This window comes from Aeromonas sp. R2-1, from assembly GCF_040908425.1.
Taxonomy (GTDB): domain Bacteria; phylum Pseudomonadota; class Gammaproteobacteria; order Enterobacterales; family Aeromonadaceae; genus Aeromonas; species Aeromonas caviae.
This window is the reverse complement of the sequence record NZ_JBFODR010000031.1, coordinates 54655-67003: the sequence shown is the minus strand read 5'-3', so window position 1 is coordinate 67003 and position 12349 is coordinate 54655. Positions and strand designations below refer to the sequence as shown.

General features: G+C 50.3%; 12 protein-coding genes. All 12 read right to left on the bottom strand.

Going from position 1 to position 12349, the window contains the following annotated elements:
• Nucleotides 1–654: a YceH family protein gene (locus tag AB5Y80_RS11110; protein ID WP_039040218.1), complete on the bottom strand. Its 654-nt coding sequence runs from the start codon at nt 652–654 to the stop codon at nt 1–3.
• A 263-nt stretch (nt 655–917) separates the two neighbouring features.
• Nucleotides 918–2567: a Wzy polymerase domain-containing protein gene (locus tag AB5Y80_RS11105; RefSeq protein WP_368172932.1), complete on the bottom strand. Its 1650-nt coding sequence runs from the start codon at nt 2565–2567 to the stop codon at nt 918–920.
• 142 nt (nt 2568–2709) lie between these two features.
• Nucleotides 2710–3798 (bottom strand): Wzz/FepE/Etk N-terminal domain-containing protein, encoded by a 1089-nt coding sequence (locus AB5Y80_RS11100; RefSeq protein WP_323941046.1) that lies wholly within the window; start codon nt 3796–3798, stop codon nt 2710–2712.
• Nucleotides 3795–4349: a dTDP-4-dehydrorhamnose 3,5-epimerase gene (gene rfbC, locus AB5Y80_RS11095; protein WP_042017517.1), complete on the bottom strand. Its 555-nt coding sequence runs from the start codon at nt 4347–4349 to the stop codon at nt 3795–3797. The genes AB5Y80_RS11100 and rfbC overlap by 4 nt, the downstream gene beginning before the upstream one ends.
• Nucleotides 4350–4403: 54 nt before the next feature.
• Nucleotides 4404–5309 carry a glucose-1-phosphate thymidylyltransferase RfbA gene (gene rfbA / locus AB5Y80_RS11090; protein WP_323941106.1) on the bottom strand — a complete coding sequence of 302 codons (906 nt, stop codon included), beginning with the start codon at nt 5307–5309 and terminating at the stop codon, nt 4404–4406.
• Between the two features lie 32 nt (nt 5310–5341).
• A complete protein-coding gene (gene rfbD / locus AB5Y80_RS11085) occupies nt 5342–6256 on the bottom strand; it encodes a dTDP-4-dehydrorhamnose reductase (protein WP_368172931.1) in 915 nt (304 codons plus the stop codon).
• On the bottom strand, nt 6243–7295 hold the full coding sequence (gene wecA / locus AB5Y80_RS11080) for a UDP-N-acetylglucosamine--undecaprenyl-phosphate N-acetylglucosaminephosphotransferase (protein WP_323912206.1): 1053 nt from the start codon (nt 7293–7295) through the stop codon (nt 6243–6245). Before wecA ends, rfbD begins: the two co-directional genes overlap by 14 nt.
• 109 nt (nt 7296–7404) lie before the next feature.
• The gene (locus tag AB5Y80_RS11075; RefSeq protein ID WP_323912207.1) at nt 7405–7815 is read right to left on the bottom strand and encodes a WbuC family cupin fold metalloprotein; all 411 of its coding nucleotides are present in this window, start codon (nt 7813–7815) and stop codon (nt 7405–7407) included.
• Nucleotides 7816–7829: 14 nt separating this feature from the next.
• Nucleotides 7830–8978, bottom strand: coding sequence for a glycosyltransferase family 4 protein (locus tag AB5Y80_RS11070; protein ID WP_323941043.1), 1149 nt, complete (start codon nt 8976–8978; stop codon nt 7830–7832).
• Between the two features lie 59 nt (nt 8979–9037).
• Entirely contained in the window at nt 9038–10171 is a 1134-nt protein-coding gene (wecB, locus tag AB5Y80_RS11065; RefSeq protein WP_323912210.1) for a non-hydrolyzing UDP-N-acetylglucosamine 2-epimerase, read from the bottom strand.
• A gap of 12 nt (nt 10172–10183) precedes the next feature.
• Complete coding sequence (locus tag AB5Y80_RS11060; protein WP_319892254.1) at nt 10184–11293, bottom strand: NAD-dependent epimerase/dehydratase family protein; 1110 nt, start codon at nt 11291–11293, stop codon at nt 10184–10186.
• On the bottom strand, nt 11294–12337 hold the full coding sequence (locus AB5Y80_RS11055; protein WP_323941042.1) for a polysaccharide biosynthesis protein: 1044 nt from the start codon (nt 12335–12337) through the stop codon (nt 11294–11296). It abuts the gene before it with no gap.
• Between the last annotated feature and the right edge of the window lie 12 nt (nt 12338–12349).

Genomic DNA, 12349 nt, shown 5'->3' with positions numbered 1-12349 from the left:
TCAGCCTTCCAGCCGGGCCAGACGGGCTTCCAGCCCCTGCAACTGCCCCTTGAGGTGCTCGACCTCTTCCTCGAGCGCTGCCAGTCTGTCTGCCGCCGGTGACACAAGGTTACCAGCGGGCGCCGCGTCGGCCAGCGCCTGCAGATCCACCTCGCCACTGAACAGGTGCGCGTAGCGGGATTCCCGCTTGCCCGGCTCACGGGGCAGCTTGACCACATAGGGCCCCCGCTCGATGAGAGTGGCCAGCACGGCATCCACCTCGGTCACATCGTCAAAGCTGCACAGCCGGTTGGTGCGCGAGCGCAGCTCACCCGGGGTCTGCGGACCACGCAGCAAGAGTTCGCAGATGATGCCGAGCTCCTGGGCCGAGAACTTCAGCTCGCCGAACTCGGTATTGCAGAAACGATGCTGATAGCGGGGCACCCTGGCGTTGAAACCGGCGGTATTGACCACCAGACGGCGGCGGATCAGCTCGTCGATCACGGCGCGAATATCCAGCTCGGCGAGCTCCAGCACGGGTTCCCGGTTGCTCTTCTGGTTGCAGGCATTGACCAGTGCATTGAGCGAGAGAGGGTACTGATCCGGCGTGCAGATCTCTTTCTCAATCAGGCAGCCGATCACGCGGGCCTCTAATGGGCCTAGTACTATCTCCATGTCATACTCCCTTGCCAAACAAGACGTTAAGACGGTTATCTTAGCCAAGGCGCTTGCGCCGTCCAGCAGATAACCCCATTTTTGCGAGCCGATGAAACCCTTGCTGCAACCTTGTACAGCAAAACGGCCGCGGTGCGCGGGCGAGGTGAACGGATGGCCGGGAACCTCTTTGGCAACCAGCCCCCTCCCCCTTCAACGAGGCGGGCACAAAAACCATCACGGCCGCAAAGGCGGCCGTGATGGTAGACAGATTGAAACGGCCCTCACGAAGAGGGCTTGCGCTCCAGGGTCGCGGCCACCTTTCTTGCGGCCGACACGGTGAGCAAAGGCTCACCCGGATAGAGCATCAGGGCGCTTGCCCGCAGGTTGTCCGCCTCCGCCGTGCGCCCCAGGGCATTGAGGGCGATCACCATGTTGGCGTAGATGTTGGCCCTCGGGGTATGGCGCACGAAGGCCTGCCCCCAGTCAAGGTACGCTTCAAGCTCCGCCTTGTTATTGGCCTGCAGACCGACCATGAGGCGCACCGCGTTCACGTCGAACTCCACCCGGGTCAGCCAGGCCATGGGGTTGACGATGTCGAGCAGGAGCGCAGGCTGCTTGTAACCGCCCCGCTCATACTTGGTCACCACCCAGGCGGTATGCAGGGCGGTCAGCATGAAGGGGATGACGATCAGGGGAATGGCGATGGCCATGAAGCGCAGCAGCAACCAGGGGCGGCACAGATGGTCGCGCCAGTTGCCGTGGCCTTGCTCCTCCACCTCCGCATCCATCGCATACAGGAGCAGCAGCAGCGCCCACCACAGGGCGATGGCGTGGTAGAAGGGGTACTCGGTCTGGGTGTGCAGCAAGATGGGGGTCACCAGCGCAAGCAAGGCGGCGCCCTTGACCCAGCCCGCCCGGCTCAGACGCAACAGCAGGGCCCCGCCCATCAGCACCATGCCCAGCATGGGGGCCAGACCCCCTTCCACCGCCCAGTAGAGAAACTCGTTGTGGGGGTGATCCAGGTTGTACTCGATCTGCACCATGGCCGGGTTCAGCGCCTTGTCGGCCATGTAGTGATGGAGAAACACCGACTCGAAGCTGCCATAGCCCCAACCGGTCCAGGGCATCTGGGCAATCAGCTTGGCGGCGTAGGGCCAGTAGATGGAGCGCATGCCGCCGGACTGGTAGATCTCCAGCCCTCGTCTGGCTCCGGCCATCAGGTATTGCGAAGCCAGCCCGAGCAGGATGCCCAGGGCCACCAGCGCGAGCATCCTGCCCAGCCGCCGCTCACGACCCAGCTGGGCAGACAGCAACAAGAGAGCCATCATGCCACCCAGTTGCCCGACCCGCGATTGCAAGATGACCAGCAGCAGAGAAGTGGCCAGGATCACCCCATAGCGCAGCCCCTTGAGCCAGGGGTTGGCATCACCGCGCAGCTCCAGCCAGATGGCCAGTGACAGGCCGGTCGCCATGAAGCTCGCCATCACGTTGGGTTGCTGGAAGATGCCATAGGGGCGGTTGGTCTGGGTGTCGTACCCAATCCAGTTGCCCGGCACCAGCAGGTAATACTGCACCAGGCCGAGCAGCGCCTCGATGGCAACGGCCCCCAACAGCAGATAGAGCAGCCTGTCTCGCCCCTCGCGGCCGAATCGCCACTGATAGAGGCTTGCCAGAAACAGCAGGCCGGCAAACAGCCCCAGCAGCCGGGGAATGGCATAGTCCTTGAGCTCGGCTCCCGGATAGGCCATGGGCAGCAACAACAAGATGCCCCCCAGCCACTGGGCCGTCAGCAGCGGCGAGACCACCAGTCGCTGGCTGAGGGTCACATGCCACAGCCCCAGGGCCATCACCAGGCTGGCGAAGATCCAGCCCCAGGCATTGAACGGCAGATAGAGCCCTGCCCCGCCCGGGTTGTGCATGAAAAAATGCATGCCAAGCAACCAGTAAAGGAGGCTGACAACCCCCAATATCCCAGTCGTCACCGTCACTGCTCCCTGCTGTGTCATGCTCATGCTCGTTTTCTTCCGACACGCCATACATGAAGGGGGGCAGAGCCCCCCTTGTTCACTTCAATCATCCTTGTGCCGATTCCGGTCGGCGAAACGCATGGCGCACCAGCACGATGCCCACCCCCAGCATGCCACCGAGCAGGGTAGCCAGCACCACGACCAGAGGGCGCTTGGGCTGTTCGCGGCTCAGGGGCTCACTCGGCGAAGCCAGATAGGCGAAGGACTGGAAGGGCTGTGCTTCAAGCTTGATGGCCTGAAGGCTGCCCAACTGCAGGCGCAGGTCGCTCAGCGCCGGGTTGAGGAACTCGGGGTTCTTGATCTCCTTGAGGATCTTGAGCTTCTCGGCGAGGGCGCGCGCCCCCAGATCGATGGGAAGGCTCCCCTGCTCCTGCAGATTCTGCACCGGCGCCTCCAGCCCGGCCGCCTGTGTAATGCGCAGACCATATTCGGTACGCAGAATATCGTCTTGCAACTGCTTGAGGGTATCGGCCTTGGCACTCTCGAACTGGGTCTGCAGCGTCTTGATGCGGTTCTGCCAGATGGTATCCAGCTCCTTGCCCTTGGCTGCCGACTCCTGATGCTGGATAAAGGCGATGTACTGCTCCAGCCGGGATTTGGCCTCCCCCGCCGTGGCCGCGGCAAAGGAGAGCGTCACATCTTCACGCAATTTGTCCGGTGCCTTGGCGCTGATCCCCTCGGCCATCTTCTTGAGCAGCAGCCGCTTGCCTTTGGGGTCTGTGACATCGGCCTGCGCGGCCTCGGCATCCAGGTAACCCCTTTCTTGCAGGAACTGGCGCTTGTTGTTGAAGCTGTTGAAGTTGTTGACGAAGTCGCCATAGAGCGCCTTCTTGTCAAAGGCAGTAAACGCCGCCACCGGAACCTGGGCATTGATCAGCTGATTGATGTTGAGCTCGAGGGACTCCACCTCCTTGAGGGTGGGCGACCTGATCTCGGCCTGGCTGACCCAGACCTGGGGGGCCAGGAGGGCATAAGCGATACCAGCCAGGGCAAAGAGACCTGCCGTCAGCAGGACAAGGAGCTTCTGGCGCCACAGGACCAGGATCAGCTCACGCAGATCGATTTCATCACCGGAAGAGGCTTGCCAACCCTGGGGCAACTGACTGTCTGAATTATCGAATACTTGTTTGTTCATATCGGGCTCTGAAGATGAGGTGATTGCCAGAGAGGGGCGTGACGGTCTTTCTCTGACAAGCGTAATGGCACATTGTCCATGAGGGGCCACTCAATAGCCAGTGTCGGATCCGACCAGTGAAGGGAGGCTTCCAGCTCGGGAGCGTAATAATCGGTGCATTTGTAAAGCACCTGGGCCCATTCGCTCTGAACATAAAAACCGTGGGCAAAACCTGGCGGGATCCAGAGGGAGGTTCCCTCCTCGGCCGAGAGCGACACCCCCACCCACTGGCCCAGGGTCGGGCTCCCGGCGCGCACGTCGACGGCCACGTCGAAGATGGTGCCTGCCAGCACCTGTATCAGCTTGCCCTGGGGCCGCTGGCGTTGATAATGCAGGCCCCGTAGTGTCCCTTGTCGGGAACGACTCAGATTGTCCTGAACGAAGCAAAAATCACCGCATCTGCGGGTGAAGAGATCGTGGCGAAACAGCTCCATGAAGTCGCCCCGCTCATCTGGATGACGCTGGTGGCGGATCTGGATAACATCCGGAATCTTCAATGAAATAAAGTGCATAGGTGTTTTCTTTGGAATAATGGGCAAGGATATATCATCCAATGGAGTGCCTTATCAATCCCAATCGGGGTGCATTTTGCCAAAGGGCTCTTGCAGCAGACGCAACAGATAGGCGCCATACCCGCTTTTTGCCAGTGGCTGTGCCAGTGACGCCAGCGCCTCGTCAGAGATCCAGCCCTGGCGCCAGGCGATCTCCTCCGGAGCGGCCACCTTGAGCCCTTGGCGTTTCTCCAGGGTCTGGATGAAGCTGCTCGCCTCCTGCAGGCTGTCATGGGTCCCGGTATCCAGCCAGGCAGCACCACGCCCCATGAAACAGACCTCCAGACTTTGCTGTGCCAGATAATGGAGATTGACATCGGTGATCTCGAGCTCTCCCCGTGACGAAGGGCGCAGGCCCTGGGCAATCTCGCTTGCCGTGGCATCGTAGAAATAGATGCCCGTCACCGCATATTGGCTGGCAGGAGATACCGGCTTCTCGACGATCGACTCGACCCGCCCCTCACCGTCGAACCCCAGCACACCGTAACGTTCGGGATCCTGTACATGATAGGCAAACAAGGTGGCGCCTTGCGTCTTGGCGCTCGCGCGCTGCAATTGGCGAGGCAGCTCGGTGCCATAGAAGATGTTGTCCCCCAGAATGAGGCAGCAGGGGTTGCCGGCCAGAAAGGGTTCGGCAATGAGCAGCGCCTGCGCCAGCCCGGCAGGCTCTTCCTGCACCGCGTAGCTGAAATGCATCCCCCACTGGCTGCCATCCCCCAGCAGCAACTCGAAGCGGGACAGATCCAGCGGCGTGCTGATGATGAGAATCTCACGGATACCCGCCTGCATCAGGGTTGAAAGGGGGTAATAGATCATGGGCTTGTCATAGACCGGCAGCAGTTGCTTGCTGATGGCCAGCGTCGCCGGATAGAGACGGGTGGCGGATCCCCCGGCCAGGATGATGCCTTTACGTGCCTCAATTGATAAAGAAGTTATCAATATCGATCCCTAAATCAGTTGATGATCTGCCCCAATGTTTCCCTTACCCCATCCCTCCAGTCAGGCAACTCGATACCAAAAGTTGTACGAAACTTCGCGGTATCAAGCCGAGAATTTAGTGGCCTGGTGGCTAGTACGGGATAACCATGACTTGTGATTGGCTTTACTTCACTTACCTTCAATTCAACCCCTAACGCCCTAGCCTCTTCAAAAATAAAGCAGGCATAGTTATACCAGCTCGTTTCGCCTGATGCTGCAACATGATAGAGACCACAAAGACGAGAGTCCAAAAGGACTTTATCAATCGCCTGCAAAGTGACCTGTGCTAACATAGCTGTAGATGTTGGAGAGCCAATCTGATCACATACAACAGAAAGAGATTTTTTTTCTTGCCCAAGATGTAACATGGTTTTTAAAAAATTCTGCCTATATGGACTATGCAACCAGCTAGTCCTGAATATCAGATGTTCGCAACCACTCGCTAAGATAGCTTGCTCTCCTTGCAATTTACTCAACCCATAGACATTCAAAGGCGCTGGTATATCCTCTTCTTGCCAAGGCTTACTTCCAACACCATTAAAGACATAGTCGGTGGAAAAATGAACCAAAAGCGATCCGACCTGCTTTGAAACTTCAGCCAATGCGATCATAGCATGTGCATTAATTTGATAGGCAGACTTTGGCTCTATTTCTGCGTATTCAACCTGAGTAAAGGCGGCTGCATTAATAATCACTCTAGGCCGCAATCGCTTAACCAAGAGAATTAATTCCTTTAGCTTCCGAAAGTCGCACCGTGCTTGTAAAAAAACCGGTAATGGTACAGATTTAAATTGTTGACATAATGTCCACCCAAGCTGACCGCCACTCCCTAACAAAAGTATCAATTGGTCTTGGAAGGTGGTCGATGAGGATAATTCAGCGATGTTCATTGATAGTTTTGGGTCTTATTTTTGCTAAAATTCGCCAGATATTGTTTAGTAACTGGTAATAGAAGAAAAACACCAAACCAAATAAAAATAGACTAATCCACTCAGGCACACCGCTATTCTCAAGAGCGATCCCCAACGTGGCCAGCAAGGCTGCAGTACCACAAATTACCATTAGTGCCTGATGGGAAGAAAGTCCCGCTCGTAGACAAATATGATGTAAATGTTCACGATCGGGTTTAAATGGCGAGACACCTTTACGTATACGCCTCACCATAATGCAAGTCATATCCATAAGAGGGATCGCAATCAGCCATAGCGCTGTAACAGGGGTCATTTGCGCCTTGGGTCCTTGAGTTCCCTGTAATAATACCCAGATGACGGTAAATCCGATCAGCATACTACCAGCATCACCCATAAACACTTTTTTACGTTTCCCGAAGGGGAAACCCAGATTTAAGCATATATAGGGAATCATGACTATCATTATTAACAAACAAAAACGAGCTAACTGCAGTTGACCATCGACGTAGTGAATATAAGATAGTGCGCCAAAGGTAACCATCGTCAACCCTCCCAACAATCCATCAATACCATCCACCATGTTAAAGGCATTTATAGCTCCAAGAACTGCAAAGATGGTGACAATATAGCCAAGCGGCCCTAAATTTATTTCATAGCTGAAGAGAATATAACCAAGACTCTTTAATGAAAGACCAGCTATAAAGATCATCGCACAAGATATTAATATTTGCACCACTAATCTAACACGATAATCAACATCATACTTGTCGTCAATTGCGCCCATCATCACCAAGACTGAGGCACAAAGCACATAAACATCCGAATTAATAAGCAATCCTGGTTTAAGCCAGAGCACCAGCGTCAGGGTAAAGTAGATTGAAATCCCTCCCACCAAAGGAACAAATCCTTGATGCAATTTTCGTTCATTAGGACGGTCAACCAAATTTATCTTTTTTGCTAATTTTCTAAAAAAGAAAAGGATAGCAAAAGAAACAAGGAAAAATAAAATGTACTCCATCCCAAACTCCGTGAATATGAAATTATAGTTATAAACTTTAGCTCTATGAAAATAATGGCTTAGGCTATTTTAAGAACATCGTTAATTATTTGGCTTGGTCATAACTCTACTACTGTCCTCCTTTCCATACTATCTTTGCATACTGTGGGTCAAAAGGCCCCTCTTTCACTTCTAGCAACAGAGCCCTCTCTGATAGACACTCAACGCTATGAATATCTCCAGGAAAGAACTGAATCAGGGGTAAAGGATCATTCTCACTTATGATCAAATCGCGTGAGACTGCCCCTGTAATTGAATATAAGCAAACACGTATTTTACCGCGCAAAAGAATAAACATTTCCCATTGATGAGGTAGTTCATGATAATGAGGTTCAACATAACTACCTTTCAGCATAGCAATTATCAGCCTCTGCACTTTTTCTGAATGGTTAGCATGAAGCATAAAATGGCTACGCAACCGTTCTGATGATGATGCATCATCGTACAGCTGATTTAATAATGCAGATTCTAAAATTTTCATCGAAAAACCTTAGACTAAAATCCATCTTTTTTAAACTCTTTTAAAATAACTTCAGCAGCCATTGAGACCGAGAATTCCCGATTCAACAACGCATTGCCTTGTCGGCCTAACCGCAGACGAAAACTAACGTCCTTTAACAGAGATTCAGCTGCTTCATACAAACCTACATCATCACCATTGACTCTAATAATGCCTGCTCCATTAGTATTTACAAGCTCCATCAAGTCATTACCCTGATTAACACTTCCAAGAATAGGAATATTTTGCACCATATAACCAAGCAATTTTCCCGGGAAGTTGTGGCTGGTATGATCTGCAGAGAGAGAAAATAACCCGACATCTATCTCTGCTAGTATGAGCTTAAATTCATTTTGGTTTACAGATGATAGATAAGTGAAGTTACTTAGGTTCCATTCCTCAGCCATTTTCTTTATTAGAGCCACCTCATCGCCTTGACCAACATATAAAAAATGTGCTTGTGGATAGTGGCTCATCGCTTTGGTCAAGCGCATCAGATTGGCCATATCCTGTGCATGACCAATATTTCCTCCATAAAAAAAGATCACTTTATTTTGTAGCTTCAGTCGCTGGCGAAGCGGCTGATAATCGGAAGGTAACTGGATAATCGGTGTGAGCGAAGCCCAGTTATGTAATACCTCAGTGGGATAATGGTTTCCATCTTCTTTGAATACCTTGATATTATTATTTGACATCAGGCCAATCATCTTGGCCTGGCGATAATTAAAGTGTTCAAAAAAACGAAAATAACGGGTTATGATTGAATGCTCACCAATCATCCCTGCATCGATTGCCCAACGGGGAAACAAATCACGTAGTACCAAATAGGCAGGGCATTGGCAGCGGTGACACAGCCAGCGCACCAAACCACCGAAAAAAATTGAAGGGGAGTAATACACAACCCCATCAAATTTATACTCATCTATTTTTTCTCTCACTGCCCACCAAGCACGTAGTGACAGTAAGCTTTCGTTAACAGCACGCTTAAATTTACCTACATCTTTAATCTCACCACTTTTGAAGCGCCAAATGGTCACACCATCGAGTTCATCACACATAAGCAATGATGTTTGGCAAGCATCAGGTGTTATCACTGTAACTTGGTGGCCTTGCATCTGCAAATATAAAGCCAACTCATGAAACATCTTTGCTCCAACACGCGTACTGCCAGGCAAATAGTCATCAATCAACAACGCTAGTCGCATTAATATTTTTTCCAAACTACTCGCATCACATAATCACGATAACTGTGCACAATTCGTACAATTTTATCAGACACATTAGGTATGCTGTAATCCGCGACTGGACGTAACAGCCGCTGATCACCCACTGGTTGAGACTCCAACACTTGTAGCGCTTGAAATACACGCTCTATCTCAAGACCAACCATCATTACCGAAGCCTCTTCAAACGCTTCAGGACGCTCGTGAGCCTCACGAATATTCAATGCTGGAAAATTCATGATGGAAGACTCTTCGCTTATGGTGCCGCTATCTGATAGCACCACCTTGGCTGATTTTTGCAACTTATTGTAGTCATGAAAACCCAATGGCTTAAGCAGTTGCACTAATGGATGAAATTCAAGTCCTTGCTCTTCAATCCGTTTACGAGTGCGCGGATGAGTTGAGACAATTACTGGATAACCATATCTCTCCGCCAACCCATTCAGAACCTGCCACAACTTAACGAGATTCTTAGGTGAATCAACATTCTCCTCACGGTGAGCGCTGATTACAAAAAACTCACCCACGTTAAGTTTCAATCGACTTAATACATCTGAACTATCTATCTGCGGCATATAATGATTTAGCACTTCAAACATCGGACTGCCAGTTTTAATAATCCTATCTGCAGGTAGTCCCTCAGCAAGAAGATAATCACGCGCAATAGTACTGTATGTGAGGTTAATATCAGCCGTATGATCCACGATGCGACGATTAATCTCCTCCGGTACTCGCATATCAAAGCAGCGATTACCAGCTTCCATATGGAAGGTGGGAATTTTACGGCGCTTAGCTGGGATCACCGCCATACAACTGTTGGTATCTCCGAGCACCAGCATGGCATCGGGGTTCACCTCGGCCAATACCTTATCCACGCCAATGATCACATTACCGATCGTTTCTGCACCGGTGCTGCCTGCTGCACTTAAAAAGTAATCCGGCTTACGAACGCCAAGGTCATCAAAAAAGACTTGGTTTAATTCAAAATCATAATTTTGGCCAGTATGTACCAAAATATGCTCACAATATTGATCTAACGCAACTAGCACTCGTGATAAACGGATAATTTCTGGGCGTGTACCCACTACTGTCATTACTTTCATTTTACTTTTCATGGCTAATATGACTCATGCTAATGGGCTGGCGATGGTATCTGGTTTGCTACGGTCAAAAATCTCATTTGCCCACAGCATTACGATTAATTCATCCTCACCGATATTAGTAATGTCGTGCGTCCAACCTGGGACAGTTTCGATGATTTTATACTCCCCAGCATCAACGGTAATTGAATATTCCTCACCGGTAATCATCTGCTTAAAGCGATAGCTCGCAGTGCCTTTAATAACTAAAAATTTCTCATTTTTAGTGTGATGATAATGACCACCTCGAGTCACTCCGGGATGAGCAGTGAAAAATGAAAACTGCCCCGCTGATGGGGTTTTTAACATTTCAACAAAACTGCCACGCGGATCGTTATAACCCGGTACAGTGTAGGAAAAGTCACTGGGTGAAAAATAACTCAAGTAGGTAGCATAAAGAGCACGCATTAGCCCGGTGCCCACCTCTTCAGTGATCAAGTTAATACGACTTTGTTTAAATTTCTGCAAAGCCTCAGCCACTTCCCCTACTGTGGTATGATAAACCGGTTCAACTTCTTTATAACCGCATTGTTGATAATCATCTCTTAGTAAAGAGATAAAGCTGGCACATACATCATCAATATAGACCAGCGCCAATGGCGCTTTGGCATCATGAATAGTGATGGGCAAATCATGCACGGTATTATGACAGAAAGTAGCAACTGCCGAGTTATAGTTTGGGCGACACCATTTACCAAAAACATTGGCCAAGCGATACACATACACAGGGCTACCCGTTTGACGCATATAATCAAAAACGACTTGCTCTGCCGCCGCTTTGCTTTTGCCATAGGCATTATCGCGATCAGCCTGAATGGATGACGTTAATACTAGAGGAATGTGTCGGCCAGTCGCGCCTAACAAGGAAACCAGGTGTTGGGTTAAATCAGTATTACCTTGATGAAATTCAATTTCATCTTTAGGCCTGTTCACACCGGCTAAATGAAATACAAATTCGGCTTCGGCAACCATATCAGCTAGATCTGCTAGAGAATGGCCTTGTTCAAAGCATGTCACATTCGTAAAACCTGCTTCAGCTAAAAAAATTCGCAGGTTTTTACCAATAAAACCGTTGGCGCCGGTGACAAGAATTTTCATTTATACCCCTTCTGGCACAACCAGGCTACCAGCCTCTATATCCCTGATAAAGTCGAGTTTATGCAGCAATTTGATCATCTTCGCCACATCCAAGCGCTCAGTATTGTGAGAGTTATAATCTTCAACGCTCGACAAATCCTTTTCACCCTCTTCGTTATATTTGGAGTAGTTCAAATCGCGATTGTCGGATGGAATACGGTAATACCCGCCTTGATCTTCAGCCACAAACATCTCTTCACGGCTACATAGGGCCTCATAAAGTTTCTCACCATGGCGGGTGCCAATCACATTAACCTGATGATCAGGCTTTTTAGTTATTTGCAGCAATGCGTCGACCAGCACATCGATAGTAGCCGCAGGCGCTTTCTGCACAAAGATGTCGCCGTTGGTGCCATGTTCAAAAGCGTGCAATACCAGGTCGACCGCGTCATTGAGCGTCATCATAAAACGGGTCATATTTGGATCAGTGACGGTCAGCGGATCGCCGTTGATGATTTGGCGCAAGAACAACGGGATCACTGAGCCACGTGATGCCATGACATTACCATAGCGAGTACCACAGATAACCGTTTTATGAGGATCTAAATTACGAGCTTTGGCTATCATCACTTTTTCCATCATCGCTTTGGAAATACCCATCGCATTTATCGGATAAACAGCCTTGTCAGTACTGAGACAAACAACACGAGCAACACCATTTACAATCGCAGCCTCCAGCACATTCTCAGTGCCCTGAACATTCGTTTTTACTGCTTCCATGGGGTAAAACTCACATGAAGGCACTTGCTTCAAAGCCGCAGCATGGTAGATAAAATTAACACCTCTGGTTGCATTGAGCACGCTGTTATAGTCACGAACATCACCGATATAAAACTTCAACTTTGGATGATTATACTTTTTACGCATATCATCTTGTTTTTTTTCATCACGAGAGAATATTCTAATTTCTTTTATATCTGTTTCTAAAAAACGATTCAGCACTGCATTACCAAATGACCCTGTACCACCAGTGATTAACAATATTTTATTTCTGAAATTACTCATTTCTTACCCCGC

Bases quoted from the DNA above. Each gene is read 5' to 3' on its own strand.
- AB5Y80_RS11110 (WP_039040218.1), bottom strand. From the start codon at position 654: ATGGAGATAGTACTAGGCCCATTAGAGGCCCGCGTGATCGGCTGCCTG.
- AB5Y80_RS11105 (WP_368172932.1), bottom strand. From the start codon at position 2,567: ATGCATTTTTTCATGCACAACCCGGGCGGGGCAGGGCTCTATCTGCCG.
- AB5Y80_RS11100 (WP_323941046.1), bottom strand. From the start codon at position 3,798: ATGAACAAACAAGTATTCGATAATTCAGACAGTCAGTTGCCCCAGGGT.
- rfbC (WP_042017517.1), bottom strand. From the start codon at position 4,349: ATGCACTTTATTTCATTGAAGATTCCGGATGTTATCCAGATCCGCCAC.
- rfbD (WP_368172931.1), bottom strand. From the start codon at position 6,256: ATGAACATCGCTGAATTATCCTCATCGACCACCTTCCAAGACCAATTG.
- wecA (WP_323912206.1), bottom strand. From the start codon at position 7,295: ATGGAGTACATTTTATTTTTCCTTGTTTCTTTTGCTATCCTTTTCTTT.
- AB5Y80_RS11075 (WP_323912207.1), bottom strand. From the start codon at position 7,815: ATGAAAATTTTAGAATCTGCATTATTAAATCAGCTGTACGATGATGCA.
- AB5Y80_RS11070 (WP_323941043.1), bottom strand. From the start codon at position 8,978: ATGTTTCATGAGTTGGCTTTATATTTGCAGATGCAAGGCCACCAAGTT.
- wecB (WP_323912210.1), bottom strand. From the start codon at position 10,171: ATGAAAAGTAAAATGAAAGTAATGACAGTAGTGGGTACACGCCCAGAA.
- AB5Y80_RS11060 (WP_319892254.1), bottom strand. From the start codon at position 11,293: ATGAAAATTCTTGTCACCGGCGCCAACGGTTTTATTGGTAAAAACCTG.
- AB5Y80_RS11055 (WP_323941042.1), bottom strand. From the start codon at position 12,337: ATGAGTAATTTCAGAAATAAAATATTGTTAATCACTGGTGGTACAGGG.